Annotated in this window: 20 protein-coding genes and 2 tRNA genes; 11 read left to right on the forward strand and 11 right to left on the reverse strand. The window is 37.0% G+C overall.

Annotation, left to right across the window (positions count from 1 at the left end; all coding sequences use genetic code 11):
* Nucleotide 1: 1 nt before the first annotated feature.
* The 3 genes from BK054_RS03160 to BK054_RS03170 form a co-directional block, all read right to left on the reverse strand.
* Nucleotides 2-898 carry a glucosaminidase domain-containing protein gene (locus BK054_RS03160; protein ID WP_006266894.1) on the reverse strand — a complete coding sequence of 299 codons (897 nt, stop codon included), beginning with the start codon at nucleotides 896-898 and terminating at the stop codon, nucleotides 2-4.
* A gap of 81 nt (nucleotides 899-979) precedes the next feature.
* Nucleotides 980-1,858 carry a 1-aminocyclopropane-1-carboxylate deaminase/D-cysteine desulfhydrase gene (locus tag BK054_RS03165; RefSeq protein ID WP_006264660.1) on the reverse strand — a complete coding sequence of 293 codons (879 nt, stop codon included), beginning with the start codon at nucleotides 1,856-1,858 and terminating at the stop codon, nucleotides 980-982.
* The gene (locus tag BK054_RS03170) at nucleotides 1,851-2,183 is read right to left on the reverse strand and encodes a hypothetical protein (RefSeq protein ID WP_006264659.1); all 333 of its coding nucleotides are present in this window, start codon (nucleotides 2,181-2,183) and stop codon (nucleotides 1,851-1,853) included. The genes BK054_RS03165 and BK054_RS03170 overlap by 8 nt, the downstream gene beginning before the upstream one ends.
* Before the next feature lie 180 nt (nucleotides 2,184-2,363).
* Here BK054_RS03170 and BK054_RS03175 point away from each other — a divergent pair, with 180 nt between their 5' ends.
* The 3 genes from BK054_RS03175 to BK054_RS03185 all read left to right on the forward strand — a co-directional run bounded on the left by BK054_RS03175 (nucleotide 2,364) and on the right by BK054_RS03185 (nucleotide 6,859).
* Nucleotides 2,364-4,352: a urocanate hydratase gene (locus tag BK054_RS03175; protein ID WP_071306896.1), complete on the forward strand. Its 1,989-nt coding sequence runs from the start codon at nucleotides 2,364-2,366 to the stop codon at nucleotides 4,350-4,352.
* A 20-nt stretch (nucleotides 4,353-4,372) separates the two neighbouring features.
* Nucleotides 4,373-4,930 (forward strand): DUF4136 domain-containing protein, encoded by a 558-nt coding sequence (locus tag BK054_RS03180; RefSeq protein ID WP_006262154.1) that lies wholly within the window; start codon nucleotides 4,373-4,375, stop codon nucleotides 4,928-4,930.
* Between the two features lie 177 nt (nucleotides 4,931-5,107).
* A complete protein-coding gene (locus BK054_RS03185; protein WP_006266892.1) occupies nucleotides 5,108-6,859 on the forward strand; it encodes an aromatic amino acid hydroxylase in 1,752 nt (583 codons plus the stop codon).
* On the opposite strand, the gene BK054_RS03190 is transcribed toward BK054_RS03185, so the two are convergent.
* From BK054_RS03190 to alaS, 3 genes are all read right to left on the reverse strand, one after another.
* Complete coding sequence (locus BK054_RS03190) at nucleotides 6,854-7,486, reverse strand: DUF4230 domain-containing protein (protein ID WP_006266891.1); 633 nt, start codon at nucleotides 7,484-7,486, stop codon at nucleotides 6,854-6,856. The two genes, BK054_RS03185 and BK054_RS03190, sit on opposite strands and share 6 nt — an antisense overlap.
* 2 nt (nucleotides 7,487-7,488) lie before the next feature.
* Nucleotides 7,489-8,454 carry a GSCFA domain-containing protein gene (locus tag BK054_RS03195; protein WP_071306897.1) on the reverse strand — a complete coding sequence of 322 codons (966 nt, stop codon included), beginning with the start codon at nucleotides 8,452-8,454 and terminating at the stop codon, nucleotides 7,489-7,491.
* 235 nt (nucleotides 8,455-8,689) lie between these two features.
* The gene (alaS, locus tag BK054_RS03200) at nucleotides 8,690-11,317 is read right to left on the reverse strand and encodes an alanine--tRNA ligase (RefSeq protein WP_071306898.1); all 2,628 of its coding nucleotides are present in this window, start codon (nucleotides 11,315-11,317) and stop codon (nucleotides 8,690-8,692) included.
* 224 nt (nucleotides 11,318-11,541) lie between these two features.
* Here alaS and BK054_RS03205 point away from each other — a divergent pair, with 224 nt between their 5' ends.
* The 5 genes from BK054_RS03205 to BK054_RS03225 are packed head-to-tail and all read left to right on the forward strand — an operon-like array spanning nucleotide 11,542 to nucleotide 14,749.
* Entirely contained in the window at nucleotides 11,542-12,519 is a 978-nt protein-coding gene (locus BK054_RS03205; RefSeq protein WP_006259637.1) for a M23 family metallopeptidase, read from the forward strand.
* A complete protein-coding gene (locus BK054_RS03210; RefSeq protein WP_006259638.1) occupies nucleotides 12,519-12,848 on the forward strand; it encodes a MerR family transcriptional regulator in 330 nt (109 codons plus the stop codon). The genes BK054_RS03205 and BK054_RS03210 overlap by 1 nt, the downstream gene beginning before the upstream one ends.
* A 17-nt stretch (nucleotides 12,849-12,865) precedes the next feature.
* Nucleotides 12,866-13,450, forward strand: coding sequence for a LemA family protein (locus BK054_RS03215; RefSeq protein ID WP_006264653.1), 585 nt, complete (start codon nucleotides 12,866-12,868; stop codon nucleotides 13,448-13,450).
* 11 nt (nucleotides 13,451-13,461) lie between these two features.
* Nucleotides 13,462-13,902 (forward strand): TPM domain-containing protein, encoded by a 441-nt coding sequence (locus BK054_RS03220; protein ID WP_071306899.1) that lies wholly within the window; start codon nucleotides 13,462-13,464, stop codon nucleotides 13,900-13,902.
* A 4-nt stretch (nucleotides 13,903-13,906) separates the two neighbouring features.
* On the forward strand, nucleotides 13,907-14,749 hold the full coding sequence (locus tag BK054_RS03225; protein WP_071306900.1) for a TPM domain-containing protein: 843 nt from the start codon (nucleotides 13,907-13,909) through the stop codon (nucleotides 14,747-14,749).
* Nucleotides 14,750-15,040: 291 nt separating this feature from the next.
* Here BK054_RS03225 and BK054_RS03230 read toward each other — a convergent pair whose 3' ends face one another.
* From BK054_RS03230 to era, 3 genes are all read right to left on the reverse strand, one after another.
* The gene (locus BK054_RS03230; protein WP_071307623.1) at nucleotides 15,041-17,740 is read right to left on the reverse strand and encodes an outer membrane beta-barrel protein; all 2,700 of its coding nucleotides are present in this window, start codon (nucleotides 17,738-17,740) and stop codon (nucleotides 15,041-15,043) included.
* Between the two features lie 105 nt (nucleotides 17,741-17,845).
* On the reverse strand, nucleotides 17,846-19,156 hold the full coding sequence (der, locus tag BK054_RS03235; RefSeq protein ID WP_006264649.1) for a ribosome biogenesis GTPase Der: 1,311 nt from the start codon (nucleotides 19,154-19,156) through the stop codon (nucleotides 17,846-17,848).
* A gap of 67 nt (nucleotides 19,157-19,223) precedes the next feature.
* On the reverse strand, nucleotides 19,224-20,111 hold the full coding sequence (gene era / locus BK054_RS03240) for a GTPase Era (RefSeq protein WP_006259644.1): 888 nt from the start codon (nucleotides 20,109-20,111) through the stop codon (nucleotides 19,224-19,226).
* A gap of 157 nt (nucleotides 20,112-20,268) precedes the next feature.
* Between era and BK054_RS03245 the strand changes: the two genes are divergently transcribed.
* Nucleotides 20,269-20,916, forward strand: coding sequence for a CatB-related O-acetyltransferase (locus tag BK054_RS03245; RefSeq protein WP_071306901.1), 648 nt, complete (start codon nucleotides 20,269-20,271; stop codon nucleotides 20,914-20,916).
* Nucleotides 20,917-21,001: 85 nt separating this feature from the next.
* Nucleotides 21,002-21,074 (forward strand) — tRNA-Met (locus BK054_RS03250).
* 34 nt (nucleotides 21,075-21,108) lie between these two features.
* Here the strand turns inward: BK054_RS03250 and BK054_RS03255 are convergent.
* Complete coding sequence (locus BK054_RS03255; protein WP_006264647.1) at nucleotides 21,109-21,549, reverse strand: hypothetical protein; 441 nt, start codon at nucleotides 21,547-21,549, stop codon at nucleotides 21,109-21,111.
* 332 nt (nucleotides 21,550-21,881) lie between these two features.
* On the opposite strand from BK054_RS03255, the gene BK054_RS03260 reads away from it, so the two are divergent.
* Nucleotides 21,882-21,954 (forward strand) — tRNA-Met (locus BK054_RS03260).
* 113 nt (nucleotides 21,955-22,067) lie between these two features.
* On the opposite strand, the gene BK054_RS03265 is transcribed toward BK054_RS03260, so the two are convergent.
* The gene (locus BK054_RS03265; RefSeq protein WP_006264646.1) at nucleotides 22,068-23,984 is read right to left on the reverse strand and encodes an ABC-F family ATP-binding cassette domain-containing protein; all 1,917 of its coding nucleotides are present in this window, start codon (nucleotides 23,982-23,984) and stop codon (nucleotides 22,068-22,070) included.
* Between the last annotated feature and the right edge of the window lie 9 nt (nucleotides 23,985-23,993).

Consider the following 23,993-nt stretch of genomic DNA (forward strand, 5'->3'; position numbering starts at 1 on the left):
ATTATTTTATTTTTAAAGTTTGACCTATTGAAAGGTTTGTTCCTGTTAATTTATTCATTTTCTGTACCTGTGCTACAGTCGTATTATATCTCTTAGAGATAGAGTATAATGTATCTCCTTTTTTCACTACATGTACAGTTCCTTTGCTCTTAGTACTAGTTTTCGTAGACTTCGATGTAGATTTAGTTTCGGTTACTGTGCTCGGTTTATCAGTTGTTGTCGCTACCGTTCTAGATCTTGGCCCGGTCACAGTCTTGTTCAGTACCTCAGCGTCGTATTTATACAGTTCATATCGTTCGATAAGGCTGATCAACTTCTCAGCATATCTAGGATCAGTAGCATACCCAGCACTCTTTAGTCCTACTGCCCATCCTTCATAATCATCCTTTTCTAATAAGAACAGATCACTATAACGTCCTCTATTGGTTAAGAACAGAGAGTGGTCTGTATAAGATTCGTTAGGATTGCTATATTTTCTAAAGCATTCGTCTGGGGCATCATCTGTATGGCGTACAGACTCACCGTCCCATCCTTGATGACATTTAATACCGAAGTGGTTATTCGCATTTCTACTCAGCGTACCTTGTCCTGATCCAGATTCTAATACCCCTTGTGCTAACTTAATACTAGCAGGGATTCCGTATGCCTTCATATTATCTTGTGCAGCATCTTTATACGTAAGGATATAGTCACGTATCATATCAGTAGTCACACTCAGTCTAGACGTAGCTTCTAAGACCTCACTAGAGCTTCTCTTCTTCTCTTCTTTTTTTCTATCTGCTTCACTCTTCTGAAGCTTATCTCTATACTCTGACTTAGACACGAGTTCTTTTTCTTTTACTTTTTTCCCAGTAGGAGCAGGATATCTCTTCGTAGTTAGAGCCTTACTCTTAGGCATTGGAGTTTTCTTGCTAGCACACCCAACAAGAAAGACCATACAAATAAAAAAAATGATTCTTCTATACATACATTACTATTGCTAAATTTTAATCTTTTCGTTCCAACCTTGTAAGCCACCAGTGTGTATTACAAGTATTCTACTATTATCCTTAAATCTTCCTTTCTTAATCTCTTCTAACACTCCGTATATCATCTTACCATTATAAATAGGGTCAAACAAAACACCTGTTTGCTTATAGAGTTCTCTTAGAAATGACAATAACTCCTCATTATACTTAGCATATCCTCCGAAGTGATAGTCTAAGACTAAGTCCCAATTATTGTTAGTAACAAACTTACGAATATCCTCATATAAAAAGCTTCCTTTAAGGGCAGGAAAGCCTAATATTGTTTGATTTGGATGAGAACTATTGATAATACCTGCTATCGTACCCCCAGTTCCTACAGCTGTACAGATATAATCGAAGGTCTCGTCACCTTCTTTTAATATTTCTTCAGTCCCCTTTATCGCCTCTTCATTGGTTCCTCCTTCTGGTACTAAGTAAAAATCTCCATAAATAGCTTTTAAACTATTGATGATCTCTACCTCTCCTTTATTTCTATAATCCGTACGCGTCAGAAAGCCTAATGTCATTCCATCCTCAACTGCCTTCGTTAGTGTTGAATTACCTGCGTAGTTATTCTCTAGCTCTTCACCTCTAATAATGCCTATTGTCTCTACTCCACAGATACGTCCTGCTGCTGCAGTAGCCGCTATATGGTTAGAATATGCGCCACCGAATGTCAAAAGCTTACTATATCCTAACTCTTGTGCTTTTAAAATATTGTACTTTAATTTTCTAAACTTATTACCCGATACTTCCTCATGCAATAAATCCTCTCTTTTGACAAAAATAGTAATCCCTCTAGGCAATTCTACTTTTAATTGTTCATTATATACATTCTCGTTCTCAAACATTGTTTCTATTTCTTAAGAATGAATAAAGTCTTCTCGTTTTTAAATACTCTAGATTGTGTTCATACTGATACGCCTCTCTCTCAAACAAGTTCTTTCTATATGCCTTCTTCATATCCTTAGTCTGAAAGTAACGCCATACGAAATCTAAAACATACCAAAGATAAAAGAACACGATCAACAGCTCTACTTGTTGTCTTAGATGGATGCGCTCATGGTTTAGCAAATAACGATCTCCTTTAGATTCTGCCGATCTTAAAATAATAAAGGGAAACAATGTTATCCCTTGATATCCTTTAGGAACTAAATATTTACAAACAACTACCACTCGCTTTTTTTAGAACTTTTTAATAATCGAGATATTAATTTTATCCAAGTTTATTACTATCTTCCCATCAGTTTTACTACAGCTAGTGTAATAAAGCGTCAACGTAGCAAAAATAGTTAATGATTTGGCTAATTCACTAGTATTTAAATAAAAATTAATAACAAACAAAAAAATATAAAAATGACTTTTCAAGAACATATTTTACAAGGGATACCGACTGTGTTACCTCCTAAGAAAGAGTATGATTTATCTATCAACCACGCTCCTAAGAGAAAAGAAATCTTATCAGATGATGAGAAAATACTAGCTCTTAAGAATGCGCTACGCTATTTCCCAAGTGAGAATCACAGCACACTTATCCCTGAGTTCAAAGAAGAACTTGAAAAGTACGGAAGAATCTATATGTACCGTCTACGCCCTGACTACAAGATGTATGCTAGACCGATAGATGAGTATCCTGGACAATGTCTACAAGCGAAGGCAATCATGCTGATGATCCAAAACAACCTTGACTATGCTGTAGCTCAACATCCACATGAGTTAATTACTTACGGAGGTAACGGGGCTGTGTTCTCTAACTGGGCTCAATACTTACTGACGATGAAGTATTTAGGAGAGATGACTGACGAGCAGACATTAGTAATGTATTCTGGTCATCCTATGGGACTATTCCCTTCTCATAAAAATGCGCCTCGTGTAGTGGTGACTAATGGTATGATGATCCCTAACTACTCTAAACCGGATGATTGGGAGAAGTTCAATGCGTTAGGTGTGACACAGTACGGTCAGATGACTGCGGGTAGCTATATGTATATAGGTCCTCAAGGTATCGTACACGGGACAACAATCACTGTGCTAAACGGTGGTAGAAAAATAGCTAAGAATGGAGAAGGATTAGCTGGTAAGTTATTTGTAACATCAGGTCTTGGAGGGATGAGTGGTGCTCAACCAAAAGCAGGTAATATCGCTGGATGTATTACAGTATGTGCAGAGGTAAACCCTAAAGCAGTACATACAAGACATTCTCAAGGATGGGTAGATGAAGTAGTAACTGATATCAATGCTTTAGTCGTTCGCGTTAAGAAAGCACAAGAAAATAAAGAAATCGTATCTATCGCATACCAAGGTAACGTAGTAGATATATGGGAAGAGTTTGATAAACAAGATTTATACATCGACCTAGGTTCTGACCAGACTTCTCTTCACAACCCTTGGGCAGGTGGATACTACCCAGTAGGTGTTGCTTTTGAAGAAGCAAATGACTTAATGGCTAATAACCCAGCTAAGTTTAAAGAACTAGTACAAGAGTCTCTAAGAAGACAAGCAGCTGCTATTAATAAACATACAGCTAAAGGAACGTATTTCTTTGACTATGGAAATGCCTTCTTATTAGAAGCTTCTAGAGCAGGAGCTGATGTTATGGCTGCTAATAATATCGACTTTAGATACCCTAGTTATGTACAGGACATTATGGGACCGATGTGTTTTGACTACGGATTTGGGCCATTTAGATGGGTATGTACATCTGGAAATCCAGAAGATCTAGCGAAAACAGATGAGATCGCTTGTGAGGTATTAGAAGAGATGATTAAAAACTCTCCTGTAGAAATACAACAACAGATGGCTGATAATATCCGTTGGATAAAAGGAGCTCAAGAGAATAAACTAGTAGTAGGGTCACAAGCTCGTATCTTATATGCAGATGCAGAAGGACGTATTAATATAGCAAGAGCATTTAACGATGCTATTAAAGCAGGTAAAATAGGTCCTGTAGTATTAGGAAGAGATCACCATGACGTATCTGGTACAGACTCTCCATACAGAGAAACATCTAATATCTATGATGGCTCTAAATTCACAGCTGATATGGCTATCCATAACGTTATCGGAGACAGCTTCAGAGGAGCTACTTGGGTATCTATCCACAATGGTGGTGGTGTAGGATGGGGAGAAGTAATCAACGGTGGTTTTGGTATGTTACTTGATGGTACTATTGAAGCACAAAAAAGATTAGAGTCAATGCTATTCTGGGACGTTAATAATGGAATCGCTAGAAGAAGCTGGGCTAGAAATGACGAAGCTATTTTTGCAATAAAAAGAGCGATGGAAGTAGAACCACTTCTAAAAGTAACTATTCCGAATATAGTAGATGAAAACTTATTGAAATAACAATTAAAACAATTTCACTCATGAAAGCTATTAAACTATTACCTCTAGCTCTATTGATGTTATTTATAGCATCATGTAGTAGCGTTAAAGTAACAGCTGATTATGACAAAGCTGTGGACTTCGAACAATACAAAACGTATGCTTTCTTTAAAGAAGGTATTGATCAAACAAAGATTAATGACTTAGACAAGAAGAGAATTCTAACTGCTATTGATAACAATCTTACTGCGAAGGGTTTTACAAAAGCTAGTAGCAATCCTGATTTTGTTATTAATATTTTCACTAAAGCATCAAAACAAGTCAATGTGACAACCCATAACAACTTCTATTCTCCTTACGGATACTATGGTTGGGGATGGGGACCATATTGGGGACCTAATAATACGACAGTGTCAACTTCTATAGAAGGAACGCTTTATATAGATGTTCTTGATACAAAGAAAAAAGCCTTAATTTGGCAAGGAATAGGGACTGGGTACTTAGACAATGCACCTACTCCAGAGAAAAAAGAAGAGAGAATACATGAGTTTATCGAAAAGATATTAACCAAGTTCCCTCCTACTCTAGAGAAGAAATAATTCATTGAACAAATGATATATACAGAGGCTTTCCTTTAGAGGAGAGCCTCTGTTCTTTTATAGTTTCTTAAAGAATTATCTTAATGATTCGACTAAAAACACAACAATAAGGTATTCTGAGTACCTATCATCCATTGTTTTTATTATATTTACGACAAACAATAACAAATTTCATTTATGAAAACACAAGAATATGAAAGTAACGACTTGATCGAAAGATTACCACAGCATTTAAAACAATTTATCAAACCACAGAGTTATCAGGATTATACACCTATTAATCAAGCTGTGTGGCGATACGTTATGCGTAAAAATGTTGATTATCTATCTAAAGTTGCTCACGAATCATATCTTGACGGTCTAGCTAAAACAGGTATTTCTATAGAAAGCATTCCTAGTATGTATGGAATGAATAGAATATTAAAGGAAATTGGTTGGGCTGCTGTAGCAGTAGATGGCTTTATACCACCGAATGCCTTTATGGAGTTTCAGGCGTATAAAGTACTTGTTATTGCATCAGATATTAGACAACTAGAGAATATAGAATACACACCTGCACCAGACATTATACACGAAGGTGCAGGACATGCTCCTATTATCGCTAATCCAGAGTATGCTGAATATCTAAGACGTTTCGGAGAGATAGGCTGTAAGGCTATTTCTTCAGGTAGAGACTATGAGATATATGAGGCTATCCGCTTACTGTCTATTTTGAAAGAGGCTGAAGGTGTAGACCCAGAAGAAATCAAAAAAGCAGAAGAGCAAGTGGATTACCTGCAAGGCATAACAGAAGAACCTTCTGAGATGGCACTTATCCGTAACCTACACTGGTGGACAGTAGAGTATGGACTAATCGGTACTACGGATAACCCTAAGATATACGGAGCAGGCTTATTATCTTCTATTGGAGAGAGTGCGTGGTGTATGACTGATAATGTAAAGAAGCTTCCTTACAGCATAGAAGCTGCATACCAAGGCTTTGATATCACTAAACCTCAACCTCAGCTATACGTGACTCCTGACTTTGCTTACCTAAGTGAAGTATTAGAAGAGTTTGCGAATAAGATGGCTTTAAGAAAAGGAGGCTTAATGGGAATAAACAAACTAATAGACTCTAAAGCCTTAGGTACGATAGAACTGAATACAGGTCTACAGATATCAGGTGTATTCACACGTGTAATCGAACACGAAGGCAAACCTGCTTATGTACAGACAACAGGAAACACTGCTCTAGCGTATAGAGAGAAAGAACTAGTAGGACATGGTACAGAGACACATCCACACGGATTTGGTACTGCACTAGGTCGTTTAAAGGGAATCAACCTTGCTATAGAAGACATGAGTCCTAGAGACCTTAAAGCTTACAACTTATATGAAGGCAAGCCAGTAACCTTAGAGTTCGAAGGAGGTATCACTGTGTCTGGAACTAATATTACAGGTATTCGTAATATACATGGAAAGATTATTCTGATTAGTTTTAGTGATTGTACAGTGAAGCACAATGACGAAGTACTATTCCAACCAGAATGGGGTACTTATGATATGGCTGTTGGTGCTCATGTCATATCTGCTTTCTCAGGACCTGCAGACTACCACAGTTTTGATCTAATCAATCACGTTCCTTCTAGCCAAACAATCAAAGCAAAAAGAGACGAGAGTAAAATAAAGCTCGAAAACTTCTACCAAGAAGTTAGAGCCATGAGAGAAGAGAATAAAACAACTGATTTAAACAACGTACTAGACGTTCTAATCAACGACTACTCTTCTGATTGGTTACTTACAGTAGAAATACTAGAACTTGCTAAAAAAGCTTCAAATACAGCATTAGCTGAAAAAGCAATGAGCCACCTTAAATCTGTTCAAACAAACAGACCTGAAGTAGCTCATTTAATCAAAGACGGTATAGATATTATTCTAAAAAGCTTATAAAGCCATATCTAATACCAAGTCTTTATCACTTTGAATAACGTTGCCCTGATACTCTAATTTCCAACCTAGAGTATTGGTAACTATTAATATTTTAGAAAGTTCACTGATAAGTCGATTCTCAGCATTCGATTTTAAAGTGGACTTTTCTATTTTATCTTCTAAGTCTTTCTTCACTTTCGCATTAATCTTATTGTAGTCATCCCCTTTAAAAGGGTTGAAAGTACTCTGTTCTACATCTAGTATTTTATAGTCAGGATATATATTTACTTCCGCTTCTGGGATATATATTAATTGCACTACCTTATTCTTCTCATCGATCTGATATTGCAGTTGACTCAAATCATACGCTACAGTAGCCTTAGCATTAATAATAACAACAGCCTTCTTGTCAAAAGAAAGCATATTTAAAAAGTACTTCTGCTGATCCTTATACGTCATCACTTGTGAGAAGGTAGCTTCTGTCACGACTAGTTTACTCACATTTTTTAACTGCTCTTGGATTAGAGCTGTATTGTATTGCATATCATCTTTACTCTCTTTCACAAAACTGTTATACAAAACAACTCCTGCAAACATAAAGAAGAGCACTATAAATATACCGAAGAGTACGCGCAATAACTTTCTCATAACTATCTAAAGTTCATAAATGGATATTTCTCTAATAAGTAATCTATCTTGGCTACCAACGTATCTAAGAAAACCATGTGTTGCTCTGCAGTAGGGTTAAAAGGTCTATGGTTAAGTCCTTTTTGTACCTCATCTACTTTATGCATGATCGGATACATATCAGGATGAATCCATGTCGTCACAAAGCGTTCCCAGATATAGTCTATCGCCAACTCATTTGGATGTAACATATCAGCCTTATAGAAGCGATAATCTCTTAACTCATCCATCACAATCTCATAAGAAGGGAAGTAACTAATCTCTGCTCCCTGCTCATCTTTTTGTGCATCTAATACATCGTGTAAGGCAGTAAATAATGCTGACTTACTTCTCTGATTCTCTACTATACCATCTTTAAAATGTCTCACTGGAGATACTGTAAACACAATCTGTATATCAGGGTTAATAGCTTGTACTAATTTAATGATTTTAGACAGACTAGCCTTTATTTCTTCATAGCTTAATAATCTCTTTTTGAAATTGTGCTGTGGTACCTTATGACAATTAGCAACAACCATTCCACTCTCGGTATGCTCATATACCCAAGCCGTCCCTAAAGTGATATACATAAAGGCACTTTCTTTTAACGCTACTTGTAAGTCAAACAACTTTACATTCAGCTTCGTCACAATATCTTCTTCTTCTAATTCATTCAAATCAGAATGTGCTATAAAGCTACTCCACACCTCGTTATGACAGAATACATCTGCGCTAGTAAACTCATGTCCATTTACAGCATACGCTAATACACGCTCTATCGCAATAGGATGAAACAGAATACCGAATGGGTTCACCACACTCTGGAACTGATACTCCTTTAACTTATCACTAATATTCACAGCAAAGCAAGACCCCATAGATAAGATCTTATGCTCGTACTTAATTCTATCCTTGGCTACCTTAGTAGGTACTACTGTACTAAACTTCATCCTCCTAAATTTATTAATGCACCTTAAATCCACAGCCACCATTTACTGCGAATAAATTCTACTTTACATAGCTTCAATTAGCTCTAAAACCACACTATAGTGTGCTTTAATCACTAATCTTGCTCTGTTTTGTATAATTTATTCTCGTTTAAACGTTTTCTATAGATTTAAGGTTGTATAAAAAAAGATTCTCATATGAGAATCTTTTTTATCTATTATTACTACAAATATAATACTATTTCAAATAATCTTTTGCGTGAGCAATAGCTTCTGCCATACCAGCTGGGTTCTTACCTCCTGCTGTAGCGAAGAATGCTTGTCCACCACCACCACCTTGGATGTGTTTACCTAACTCACGTACGATAGTACCAGCATTAAGACCTTTGCTTTCTACTATATCTTTAGATACATAACAAGTCAGCATTGGCTTATCATTAGCTACACTACCGAACAGTACATATAGATTAGAGAACTCATTACCTAACTCATACGCTAAGTCTTTCGCTCCTGAAGCATCTAAGTCCACTTCTACAGCTAAGAAAGCAATACCGTTCACTTCTTGGATTTGACCTTTTAAGTCTCCTTTTAAGTTCTTCGCTTTCTCTTTTAATAGTTGCTCTACTTGCTTTTTAAGCTTAGCATTCTCATCTTGAAGAGCACCTACAGCTTTTAGAGTATCTTGTGGATTCTTTAATACCATTTTGATCTCTTTAAGAGTCAACTCTTGTTCAGCGTAGAACTGACGAGCAGCTTTATTCGTAATCGCCTCAATACGACGAATACCCGCAGCTACAGCACCTTCACTTACGATCTTGAACTGCCAGATATCACTAGTATTCCCTACGTGAGTACCTCCACATAGCTCCATACTCTCTCCGAACTTAATAGCACGTACCTCATCACCATACTTCTCACCGAATAATGCCATAGCACCCTCAGCGATAGCCTGAGCCATAGGGATACTTCTGCGCTCTACTAATGGCAAGTGATCGTGAATTCTATCATTCACAAATGCCTCTACTTGTGCTAACTCTTCTTCTGTCACTTTAGAGAAGTGAGAGAAGTCAAAGCGCAAGTGCGTAGGAGCTACTAACGAACCTTTTTGTTCTACGTGAGTACCTAAGATAGTACGCAATGCTTGGTGTAGTAAGTGAGTAGCAGAGTGGTTAGCCATAGATTGCTTACGAGCATCTATATCTACCTTCGCTACTAAAGTTCCTTCTACATTAGCAGGAAGCTCTCTTACGATATGTAATATTAAGTTATTCTCTTTTTTTGTGTCGATTACTTCAATCGTGTCATTAGCAGATACTAATACTCCAGTATCTCCTACCTGTCCTCCTCCTTCTGGATAGAATGGTGTAGCGTCTAATACGATTTGGAATAACTTACCATCTTTTTTACTATCAATCTTTCTATAACGAGTGATCTTCACTTCATTCTCTAACTGATCGTATCCTACGAACTGCTCTACATTACCTGATACTAATACAGTCCAGTCATCTGTAGATACTTCTGAAGCTGCACGAGAACGTGTTTTTTGTTCTAACATTGCTGCGTCAAATCCAGCTTCGTCTAGTTCATATCCTTTCTCTCTAAGAATAAGCGCTGTCAAGTCAATAGGGAAACCAAACGTATCGTATAGTTCAAAAGCCTTCACTCCTGATACTACTTTTCCTTCTGTTTGTTTGATCACATTGTCTAATAAATGTAACCCTTGCTCTAACGTTCTTAAGAAAGAAGTTTCTTCTTCTTTAATCACGTTTTTCACTAATTCTTTTTGACTAGTGATTTCTGGGAAGAATGCTCCCATCTGTGCACTTAACACCTCTACTAATTCGTAGATAAATGGTTCTTTCTTATCTAAGAACGTAAATGCATAGCGAATAGCACGACGTAAGATACGACGGATCACATACCCTGCACCATTGTTAGAAGGCAACTGTCCATCTGCAATAGCAAAGGCAACTGCTCTTACGTGGTCAACGATAACACGGATAGCAATATTAATCTTCTCTTCCTCATCATCTTTTGCTTTCATTGTGTATTTACCACCTGTTAGCTCAGATACTTTAGCGATAAGTGGAGAGAATACATCTGTGTCATAGTTAGACTGTACTCCTTGAAGCACCATACATAGACGCTCAAATCCCATACCTGTATCTACGTGCTGAGCAGGTAACTTCTCTAAAGAACCATCCGCTTTACGGTTAAACTCCATAAATACGTTATTCCAGATCTCTACTACCTGTGGGTGATCACCATTCACTAATTCTCTACCTGCTATCTTTGCCTTCTCCTCAGCACTACGGATATCTACGTGAATCTCAGTACATGGTCCACATGGTCCTTGGTCTCCCATTTCCCAGAAGTTATCTTTCTTATTCCCCATCAGGATACGATCCTTATCAATTAGGGTACTCCAGATATCATAAGCTTCTTGGTCAAAAGGAACGTTCTCCTCTTCGCTACCTTCAAATACAGTAACGTATAAAATATCTTTAGGGATGTTATAAACTTCAGTCAATAATTCCCAAGCCCAATTGATAGCTTCTTTCTTAAAGTAATCTCCGAAACTCCAGTTCCCTAGCATCTCGAACATCGTGTGGTGGTATGTATCGATACCTACCTCTTCTAAGTCATTGTGCTTACCAGACACACGAAGACACTTCTGTGTATCAGTGATACGGTTACTTTTAGGCTTGGCGTTTCCTAAGAAATACTCTTTAAACTGGGCCATCCCAGAGTTATTAAACATTAAAGTTGGATCGTCTTTAAGAACGATCGGCGCAGAAGGTACAACCATGTGACCTCTTTCTTCAAAAAAGTTTAAAAACTTCTGACGAATTTCTTGTGATTTCATATCCTTTGGAAACTAATTTATTCTTTTATATTCTTATTATTAAGTTATTCGGTTAGTTGTTAAACATATTATAAATTAACGAATAACTAGCTTTTATTTTATTCTCTTTGGCACTTAAACTATCATTATAACGAAAACATTTTTTAAATTTGTTAGCTAACCAATGACAGCACTTTTTATAAGATACAAAAAAGATAGTGCAAAAATAGTGTTTTTTTAAAAATATGGCTAAGGTAAAATATTATTACGACCCTGAAAAATTAGCGTTCCTTAAAATACGCCCTAAAAAGTTTAGACAGATAGGTAATATACTCTTGTTTTTACTCACAGCAGCTATTTTTGGAGTGCTTGGATTAATCTTTTTAATTAATAGTGACATCTTACAAACTCCTAAAGAAAAGAAACAAGCTAGAGAAATAGCAGAATTCAAAACTAACTATACTCTTCTTAACAAGAAACTTGACCTGATCACAGAGGTACTAGACGAATTAGAGGTGCGAGATAACGATATTTATAGAGCTTACTTTAATACCGCGCCTATCCCTGATGAACAACGCAAGTCTGGTCTAGGAGGTATTAACAGATATAGATCATTCGTAGGGCTTAACAACGAAAAGCTATTGACAGAAACGAATGTGAAGATGGATCAACTACTGAAACAGGTAGCCATACAGTCCCAATCTTTAGATGACATCATCGCACTAGCCAAGAAGAAAGAAGAATTCTTATCTTCTATCCCAGCGATACAGCCAGTGAAGAATGAAGATCTAAAGAGAATGGCGTCCGGATACGGATATCGTAGTGACCCTTTTACTAAAATCAAGAAGTTCCACGCTGGTATGGACTTCTCTGCAGAGGTGGGTACTCCGATATACGCTACTGGAGACGGTAAAGTAATCCGTGCTAACAATGAACTATCTGGGTATGGTAACCTAATCGAAATAGATCACGGATACGGATATCTTACTAGATATGCTCACTTAAGCAAGTACCAAGCTCGAGCTGGACAATCTGTTAAACGTGGAGATATCATAGGATATGTAGGTAGTACTGGGCGTAGCTCTGGTCCTCACTTACACTATGAGGTACACTACCAAGGGAATGTAGTCAATCCACTGAATTACTACTACGGAGAAATCTCTGCTAAAGAATTTGAACTTCTATCACAAGAAGCTAACCAAGAAAACCAATCACTTGACTAATGGAATTAAACTTACCTGATAAACGATACTATAGCATTGGCGAACTTGCCAAGGCATTTGATGTAAATGCTTCGTTATTGCGATTCTGGGAGAAAGAATTTGACATTATCAAACCTAGAAAGAACGCAAAGGGAAATCGAATGTTCACACCTCAGGATGTGCAAAATCTTCAACTCATCTATCACTTAGTGAAAGAAAGAGGATTCACACTAGATGGTGCTAAAGAACACATGAAGAAGAATGCAAAAGACATTATGGATAACTTCGAAATCATACAGAAACTAGAAGGAATTAAAACAGCGCTACTGAATATTAAAAATGAACTCTAAATAACAATAAAATCAAAATGAAAAAAGCTTTACCAATTATCATCGTACTTGTAGTATTAATCGGAGGATTCTTTATGTATTCAATGAGTGTACGCAACAAAGCATTAGCATTTGACCAAGAAGTTAATACCTCATGGGCAGATGTACAAGGGGCTTACCAACGTAGAAATGACCTTATCGGAAACTTAGTAAACACTGTAAAAGGGGCTGCAGATTTCGAAAAATCAACATTAGAAGCTGTAGTAAATGCGCGCGCAAAAGCTACTTCTATTAATATAGATCCATCTAATGTAACTCCTGAACAATTCCAAGAATTCCAACAAGCTCAATCTGGTGTATCTAGTGCTTTAGGAAGACTATTAGTAACTGTAGAGAAATACCCTGATCTAAAAACAAATCAAAACTTCTTAAAACTACAGGATGAACTAGCTAGTACAGAGAATCAGATCTTTACTCAACGCAGTCGTTTTAATCAGACTGTAAAAGCATACAACACTTATATTGGTGGAGAACCACAAACTTATTTTTTAGGAAAATACCAACCTAGAGCGCACTTCCAAGCAGAAGCTGGAGCAGAGAAAGCACCTGAAGTAAAATTCTAAAAAACTAGATAATGGATAGACTAAGAGAGTTTTTAACCAAAACGGATGAAGAAGAAATTGTTCTTGCTATTACTCAAGCAGAGAAGAATACTTCTGGAGAGATTAGGGTTCATATCGAAACGACTTCTAAGAAAGATCCTTTTGAAAGAGCTCAGGAGGTCTTCTTCGAATTAGGCATAGATAAGACAGCTGCTAGAAATGGTGTGCTGTTTTACATCTGTATTAACTCTAAAGCATTCGTGATACTAGGTGATCAAGGAATAGACCATAAAGTTAAATCAGACAACTTCTGGGAAGGAACCAAAGAACTAGTCATTAATCACTTCAGACAAGGTCTGTTCAAAGAAGGATTAATCTACGGTATTCTAAAAGCAGGAAGTCAACTAAAAGTACACTTCCCTTCTCTAGAAGAAAATAAGAACGAATTATCAAACGAAATTTCAAAAGCATAAATCAATGATCAAGCTATTATTAAAAGCATATCATTTTATAACCCTGATTATAATTCTATTATTATCGCAGGTAACTTATGCTCAATTAGACGTTCCAAAGAAACCTTCTTTCCAAACTTCTGTATACGACTATGCTACCATACTAGAAGAGAATCAAATGAAGCAATTAGAGCGCAAACTCATTGCTTATAGTGATTCTACTTCTACTCAGATAGTACTGATTACCATTCCTTCTCTAAAAGGAGAAAATATTGGTATATTAGGACCTAAATGGGGACAAGAATGGGGCATCGGACAGAAAGGAAAGGACAATGGTATCGTTATCCTAATGGCGGCAAAAGAACGTCAGATCGGTATCTACCCTGGTTACGGAGTAGAACACCTTATCACAGCTGGACAAGGAGGAGAGATTATCCGTAATATCATTATCCCAGAGTTTAAGCGCAATGATTATTACGCAGGATTAGACAAAGGGACAGATGCTATCTTCGAGCTATTGACTGGTACCTATAAGGCAGACAAGACTGTTAGAACAGATGGGGATAATAGTATCGGTGGTCTAGCGTGTTTAGGAATCATCATACTGATCATCGTACTGACTATCGTATTCGGTAAGAAAGATAACAATGGAAGAGGCGGAGGTAATCATCGCTCACGTGACTTTGGAAGTAGCCTACTAGATATCCTGGTATTAAGCAGTCTTGGCCGTGGTGGCGGAGGCGGTGGAAGCTTCGGTGGCGGTGGTGGCTTCGGAAGTGGAGGCGGTGGCGGAGGCTTCGGTGGAGGCTTCGGTGGAGGCTTTGGCGGCGGTGGATTCTCCGGAGGAGGATCTAGCGGTAGCTGGTAGACATACGTCATTCTAAACATATAAGCAGGTAATATAGTAAGTGCTAGTCGCTTCTACATTACCTGCTTTTTTTATGCACTCTCGCTTGCTTTCATTAAAACACAACTACTTTACACCTCCATACTGACTCCATTATTTCACTAGATAAAACGGAGTCAGTACGGACTCATAACGGACTCACTAGGGACTCAGTCCGCACAAATCAAAAAGGCAAGTCGAGTATAACACTTATTCTAGCTATACTCTACTTGCCTTTATTATATTTTCTTGTATTTTATTTATGTACTGTTTTTAATAACTCATCACACGCATCGGTCTAGAGACTCCTCCTCTTCCTCTATTCCCTCCTTTTTTAGTTCCTGCGAACTCATTAAGCTTATAAGTCAGGGAGAACATCACATATCGCTTCAGTACTAAACTCTCAGAATCCACTATCTGCATTGGGTCTATCGTACGTGTACTACTTGTATTCTGATTTAATACATCATACACTTTCACCTTAGCACTGAATTTGTCTTTATAGAAATCATACGCTAGGCTAATATTCCACATATAGAAATCCTTCTTAAACCCTTTAGCAATCTGTGAATTATAATTATAAGCAAAGTCATTACCAAATATAACCTTCTTCGGCCAATACGTTGTAGTCTGTATATTAAATCTATGCGTAAAGTTAGAAGCTTTATCCACAGAGAAATTAGTATAACTCGTTGTATTATAATTATAGTTATACGATGGTTTTATAGACACCCATTCTCCGTAATCATAGGTTAGATACACACGTGGTCCCATCGTATTCCCTCTAGCCGTATAAGTCTCTCCATCTATATACCCGTTATTAATGGTCTGATTATATCTAAACATAATACCGTATCTCAGCGCATGCTCACCCCATTTACTATTCTTAAACCAGTCAGCCGTAACTCCCCATTGATAGTTCCCCTGTATATTCTTATACGTAGAGATAGCCTTCTTATCCTCATCATAGATTACAGATCCTACTATACTATTATCAAATATTCCTGCATTAGCCGAAATACTATATCCAGCACGAGTCTGAAAGTCATACGAACGGTAGCTCAAATTAACGTTATGCTGCCCAGTAGGCTTTAGATCAGGGTTACCGATCGTAGTCGTTAATGGGTTAGAGATATCTGTGATGTCAAGTAACTGGCTTGCACTTTGATAATTGACATTATATCGATAGATACCGAATAGACTCTTATCCTTCGTCAGTCTATAATTAATCATTGCATTAATATTCGGGTCGATATAGTGTTTATCTAGGCTATACCACTTCGCATTATAAAGAGCTGTAGCCGTATTCTTAACAATCTGAGTCCTTGTCGAAATATTAATATTGTACTTATTCTTATTCAACGCAAAGTTTACATAAGGAGATACCTTATTCCCAATATCCGTATATCTATTTGTCTCCAATACATTGACATCAGTATACCCCTGTTCTGTCTCATTATAGTTAAATACTTGTAGATCATTAATGCTCTGATCTCTACTCCAGTCCACCCCTACAGATACTCTTAATGAATCTGTGATAGGCTGTGTGAACTCTACAGATAGACCATAACTATCCGTAGTCGTATAATTCTTTCTATACTGTCTACGCCAATCGTTTTCTGTATCTGATTGAAAAAACTGCGTCAGAGACTCGCTCAATGCATTATTCGTAGCACTCCTATTACTGTTATTAAAACCGATGCTTAAATATTGTCCTTCTTTTTTAAACTTGCGTGTATATTGTGCAGACGAACCAAAGCTATCAGAATTCCCTCTAGATGATGAATGAGCATTGCTACTATTCAGTTTTTCTCCATGCTCGTCATAAGAAATTTGATTACTCTCACTAGTCGAATAGGTGTGATCTGTACTAAAATGAGGGCTAAAATAGAAAGCGTCTTTTTCTCCCATATAATCTACAGATACATTCCCTCTATGCCCTTCATTCCCTCCTAATGAAGAAGAATTAGAATCTGTGCTAAACTGCCCTGAAGGCAAAAACTTAGTACTAGACGACTTATTAGCTTGTTCTGTCTCTGCAAAGTTATAATCATAACTACCATTAACCTTGAGCTTATCAGATACATCCTCTACAAAGTTTAGTCCCAACATACGCGATTCTGTAAGCCCTCCTCTAGAGCGCCCCGTACGCATATTATCAAACACCTTGTCCATAGAGAATCCAACAGCATTGATATTATTAGCAGATCCGATCAGACTAATCTTTCTACGCTTATTAAAGGTATTTAAGAACATTCCTGCTTCATAGTGCTCATCTGTTCCATATCCGCCAGATACTCGCCCAAAGTGCCCTTTATTCTTATCTTCGTCTATCGTGATATTGATACTCGCATCATCTGTTCTACTGCGTTCACCTGTGAATTTTTCTTTCTTAGTCTTTTTTTCAGTGACCTGTACTTTCTTGATAATCTCAGCAGGTAAGTTCTCTAGTGCTACTGCTCCATCTTCGTTAAAGAAAGGTTTGCCATTGACTAAGATTTCATTGACAGGCTTACCATTGACCGTGATCTTTTTATTCTCATCTAGCTGCACCCCTGGTAGATTCTTTAAAAGCTCTTCAAGATTAGCATCAGGTCTTACCTTAAACGAAGCGGCGTTAAACTCTAAGGTATCCTTCTTCATTCGAATAGGAGGAGCATCAGCCACAATCAATACTTCGTCTAGTTGATTGCCATATTCTTTAAGGATAAGTGTTTTAAGGTCTATATTCTCTTGCACCCCTTTTTCAAACTTCTTAGCATAATCTTGGTACCCCACCATAGAAAGTTTGAGCACTGAAGGATCAGATAGCTTACTGAAGGCAAGCTTAAAGTTACCTTTGATATCCGTCATGGTGTACTCCACTAGCGTAGAGTCTTTCTCTTTCGATAGATATACCGTCACCGCTTCTATCGGTTGTTTTAAACTATCTACTACTGTCCCAGTAATATTCACAGTGCTCTGTGAGTACATATTCACACAGGAGATTAATAGTAGTAACGTCAATAAGTTTCTCATAAAAAAAGCGGTCAATGTTATTACACAAAGACCGCTAGTATATATAGAATATATTACTTACTATTTCTGACGGAAATAAATATCGATAGGCACACCACTGAAGTTGTACATTTCTCTTAACTTATTCTCAATATATCGTTTGTAAGGGTCTTTGATATATTGTGGCAAGTTAGCAAAAAATACGAATTGAGGTGTAGCTGTAGGCAATTGCATACAGTATTTTATCTTGATATATTTTCCTTTAATTGCAGGAGGTGGCGTATTCTCTACGATAGGCAACATCGCTTCATTAAATTTAGAAGTCGAAATTCTTGCTTTTCTATTTTCATATACTTCCACAGCAGTCTCTAACGCTTTTAATAAACGCTGTTTAGTCACTGTAGAGGTAAAGATAATAGGCACATCTGTAAATGGCGCGATCTCTTGACGGATTCTATCTTCAAACTGTTTAGTAGTCATAGTATCTTTCTCTACTAAATCCCATTTGTTTACAAGGATAACAACCCCTTTTCTATTCTTCTCTGCTAACCAGAATATATTCTGATCCTGTCCTTCGAACCCGCGTGTAGCATCTACCATAAGGATACATACATCACTGTGCTCGATAGCTCTCACAGATCTCATCACTGAGTAGAACTCTAAGTCTTCTTTTACTTTTGATTTTCTACGGATACCCGCAGTATCCACTAAGTTAAAGTCAAAACCAAACTGTGTAAAACGCGTATCAATAGCATCACGTGTAGTACCAGCAATATCTGTAACGATATAACGATCTTCACCAATAAGTGCATTGATAAAACTAGATTTACCAGCATTAGGACGACCTACAACACAAAAACGTGGTAACTCTTCTTCTTCTGTCTCTCTTACTTCTTCTTCTGGCAATGCAGCTACTACAGCATCTAATAGATCTCCAGTACCACTTCCACTCATCCCTGCGATAGGGTATATCTCTCCTAAACCTAGGTTATAGAACTCGAATGTATCATCCATACGCTTCGAGCTGTCCACTTTATTAACAGCTACGAACACAGGTTTAGTCTCCTTGCGCAATAAACGAGCTACTTCAGCATCCATAGGTGTGATACCCTCTTCTACATCTACTACAAATATTACTACATCACACTCTTCAATAGCTAAAGATACTTGACGTCTAATCTCACCTTCAAAAACATCGTCAGATCCTTTTATATATCCTCCAGTGTCAATCACTGAGAACTCTCTTCCATTCCACTCTGACTTGCCGTAGTTTCTATCACGTGTCACTCCACTAACCGAATCTACGATGGCATCTCTTCTTTGAATCAATCGATTAAAAAAAGTTGACTTCCCTACGTTTGGTCTACCAACTATGGCTACTATATTACTCATAAATATTTTAAATATGTCGCAAAGTTAGTATTTCAATGCGATATTTTAATGATTATTTTATTATTCCTTATTTCTTTTGATTATATCCAAAACGACGTAGTTGATAATCGCTCGATCTCCAATCTTTATTCACCTTTACGAATAGTTCTAAGTGAACTTTCTTCATAAAGAATTGTTCCATCTCTTCTCTAGCTGTTATCCCTACTTTCTTTAAAGCAGCACCTTTATGTCCGATGATAATCCCCTTCTGACTATCGCGCTCTACCATAATAACAGCTTTGATACGAATGATATTCTCTTCTTCTTTAAACTCCTCTGTCTCTACCTCTACAGCATAAGGCACCTCCTTATCATAGTTAAGCAAAATCTTCTCACGAATAATCTCGTTCACGAAGAAACGTTCTGACTTATCTGTTAGGGCATCTTTAGGGAAATACGGTGGAGATACTGGCAATAATTCTATGATACGATCATATACAGCCTGCGTATTAAACTTCTCTAAAGCAGATATTGGGAATATCTCAGCATTAGGAACCTTCTCACTCCATAGGGTTACTTGTTCCTCTAGTTGTTCTTGATTAGATTTGTCTATCTTATTTAGAAGCAACATTACAGGTACTTTAGAGTTGTTAATTCTAGCGAAGAACGCTTCGTCTTTTAACTCTCTCTCCCCTATCTCTACCATATAAATCAATACGTCCGCATCCTCAAAAGCAGATTTAACGAAATCCATCATTGATTCTTGTAATTCGTATGCAGGCTTAATAATACCAGGAGTATCTGAGAAAACGATCTGATAATCATCTCCATTTACGATTCCTAATATTCTATGTCTAGTAGTCTGTGCTTTAGAAGTGATGATAGACAATCTCTCTCCTACTAAAGCATTCATTAGTGTTGATTTACCTACATTTGGATTACCAATAATGTTAACGTAACCAGCTTTATGCGTCATATTATTTAATTTTTTCGGTAGCAAAGGTAGCTTATATCAATGACATAGGAAAAATTAAATATTATTTATAACAACACTTTATATATATTTAGCTTTTGAAATATAAATAAACAATTAACCTATCTGAGGTTATATACTTAAAAATAGAAGAGAACAAATGATAGAAGAGAACAAAAAACATTGGTCTAAAGTAGAATACCTACACGAAACAGTCAAGAATCCTAATATACATATCAAGGGAACAACAAGTTATTACAGCAATGCCTGGACAGGCAGCTTTGAAGATAGTGTAGTACGTTATCTATACGGGGACGAATACAGTCTACAAGCCTGGGAACCACTATGGCATATAGATCAGCTATACATAGGATCTCATGTCTGTATAGCGGCGGAAGTCGTTATCTTAATGGGAGGGAATAATACGCATCGCACAGATTGGTTTAGTCTATACCCTTATCTAGATGTGATACAAGAAGCGTATCAGGCAAAAGGAGACACTACGATAGGCGATGGCGCATGGTTAGGTATGCGATCTATGATCATGCCTGGTATCACTATAGGAGAGGGAGCTATTATCGCCTCGGGTGCTGTCGTTATAAAGGATGTCGAACCGTATACTATCGTAGCTGGTAACCCTGCAAAGCCAATAAAACAGCGTTTCTCCGAAGAAATAATAAAAAAGTTATTGGATTTAAAAATTTATGATTGGTCAGAAGAAAAACTAAATCATCTCCTTAAACACTTATGTAACAATGACATTGAGGCTTTAGAATTAGCTCATTCTGAGTATACACAAGGCTTATAATCAAAATAAAAGTAAAAAAGAGCGAATTATTTTAGGGACTCATTTGTGAGTTCCAAATATTAGTTCTATATTTGCACCACAATAACGCGGGATAGAGCAGTAGGCAGCTCGTCGGGCTCATAACCCGAAGGTCACAGGTTCGAGTCCTGTTCCCGCTACTAAGTAAAAGCCATTTCTAACGAAGTGGCTTTTTTATTTGATGATACTCTGTTGGTACTTGTACATATTTATAGCAACACTTAGCAATCCAAGCAAACCAATACCTAATACAAGTAAACCAACTGCTATCTCTTCTAAAACACTAGAAACAGCAAAATAGTATCCTACTCCACCTCCAATAAAAGAAAGCACAGCCATTAGCGTTATAATATATAAGGCTATTACACCTTTCTTCTTGTCCTGCCATATACGTTTAGAGAAATTATTCTGCGTCTTGGTCGAATCCTGCAATGCCGAAAAGCTGACCCCAATTCCTATAAACATCAATGCATTATTCATACACGATAAATAAGTATCCATATTACCGAAAGCTATTCTATCATAGATCGGTTTAAAGCTATAGAATAAAGCTATTAATAGAAAAGGGTACTGTAGGTAACTAATAATTTGAAATGTTTTCTCAATATTCTTCATATAATAGGGAAGTATTAATTCATAATAAGTCTCAGAAACAGAATAAGTACTATTATTACCCTGACTAACACAGTCAAAAATACTAAAATATTCACAAAATAAATGAATCACCTCTTTTTTAATTAACACTTACACACCTATCAAACAACTTTCTTAAAAAGAATATAACCTTCTAGTAATATTACTTCTATAAAATATATTATCAATAATAATTAAGTAAAAAAGACTCCTAGCAGTGAAAAACATTTAACATTAAAGCCAATAAACACTGTTTTACTCAATTGTCTGATTTTGTCAACCCGAATATTGGTTGTACATTTGTACCACAATAGCGCGGGATAGAGCAGTAGGCAGCTCGTCGGGCTCATAACCCGAAGGTCACAGGTTCGAGTCCTGTTCCCGCTACTAAGTAAAAGCCACTTCAATCACTTGAAGTGGTTTTTTCTTGAAATAATATAACTTTATTACGCCTATTTTATAAAAAAAGGGATTACTTAATGTAATCCCTTTTTTATTATCTATTGTAATTGTTCGTGGATTTCTTCCCACTCAATCATCAAATCATCAATCTTATTCTTTTTCTTCTCATAGTCACTAAAGAAATTAGAGTCAGCCATTAGTTTTTCATAGTCCACAGCTAGACGTTCATCATCCTTAGCTACCTTTTTTTCAAGTTCAGCTATTTCATTCTCAATCTTGCTCAATCTATTTTGAAGTGTCTTTTGCTTCTTTTGTTCTTCATAAGATAAAGCAGGTGCTTTTTTCTCCTCCACCACTACTGCTTTAGCTACTGGAGCAACAGTTACTTTCTCGATTTCACGCATATTCTGTGCATTGCGCTCTTCTAAGAAGTAATTGATATCACCTAAGTATTGTTTTATCTTCTGATCCTTAAACTCATAAACCAACTGCGTTAACCCTTGTAAAAAGTCACGGTCGTGAGATACTAACAGTAAAGTTCCCTTAAAGTTCTCTAGAGCTTTCTTCAATACGTTTTTAGACTTAATATCCAAGTGGTTCGTCGGCTCATCCATCAGCAATACGTTGATAGGAAGAAGTAACATTTTACACAACGCAAGTCTGTTACGCTCTCCTCCTGACAGTACTTTCACCTTCTTCTCAACATCGTCCCCTCTAAATAAGAAAGACCCTAGCATATCACGTACTTTCACACGATTACTATCAGTAGCCGCGTCTAACATTGTGTCTAATACCGTTTTCTCACCATCTAAGTAGTCTGCCTGATTCTGAGCGAAGTATCCTAATTGAACATTGTGTCCTAGCTTAATAGTACCCTCGTATTCAAACTCCTCCATTATAGCTTTGATCAACGTAGATTTACCTTGACCATTCTGTCCTACAAAGGCTACCTTAGTACCACGTTCAATTAAAAGATCAATATCTTTAAAGATCACTTTATCACCATAACGCTTCGTTACTTTATCAATTTCCAAAACTACTTTACCTGGATCTATACTCACAGGGAAAGAGATATTCATCACCGCATTATCATCCTCATCTACTTCGATACGCTCTACTTTATCCAATTTCTTGATAAGAGATTGTGCCATAGAAGCCTTCGTCGCTTTATATCTAAACTTCTCGATAAGTTTCTCTGTCTCCTCAATCTTCTTCGCCTGATTCTTTTGAGAAGCTAACTGCATCTCACGAAGCTCTTCACGCAATACTAAATACTGTGAATAAGGCTTATTAAAGTCATATATCTTCCCTAGTGATATTTCTATCGTACGATTCGTTACGTTGTCTAAGAACATCTTATCGTGCGAAATAATCACTACTGCACCAGCATACGACTTTAAGAATTGTTCTAACCAAATGATACTCTCGATATCCAAGTGGTTCGTTGGCTCATCCAGAAGTAACAAATCGTTATCTTGTAATAACAATTTCGCTAGCTCGATACGCATACGCCATCCTCCAGAGAAAGTATCTGTCTGATTATTAAAATCCTCACGTTTAAAACCAAGTCCTAATAAGATACGTTCTGTGTTACCAACATAATTATATCCTCCGATAATCTCAAAGCGGTGCGTCAAATCACTTAACTTTTCGATTAACTCACTATAACTTTCAGACTCATAGTCTGTACGTTCATTTAATTCAATATTAACCTTTTCAAGATCTGCTTCTACCTTCTTGATTTCTACGAAAGCTTGATAAGCTTCGTCTAGTACAGTCCTACCAGGTATAAAATCAATATCCTGTCTTAAGAATCCGATACGGAGGTCTTTTTCAACAGCCATACTTCCAGTATCAGGCTCTAAATCTCCTGATAATAATTTCAACATAGTGGACTTACCAGCTCCATTCTTCCCAACTAACCCCACACGGTCACCTGCACCGATGCGGAATGTCACATTCTCAAATAAATACTCACCAGAAAAAGAAACTGATAGATTGTGTATATTTAACATACTTAGATT

Origin of the sequence: Myroides sp. ZB35, from assembly GCF_001865835.1 — a bacterium.
GTDB classification, from domain to species: Bacteria; Bacteroidota; Bacteroidia; order Flavobacteriales; family Flavobacteriaceae; genus Flavobacterium; species Flavobacterium odoratimimum.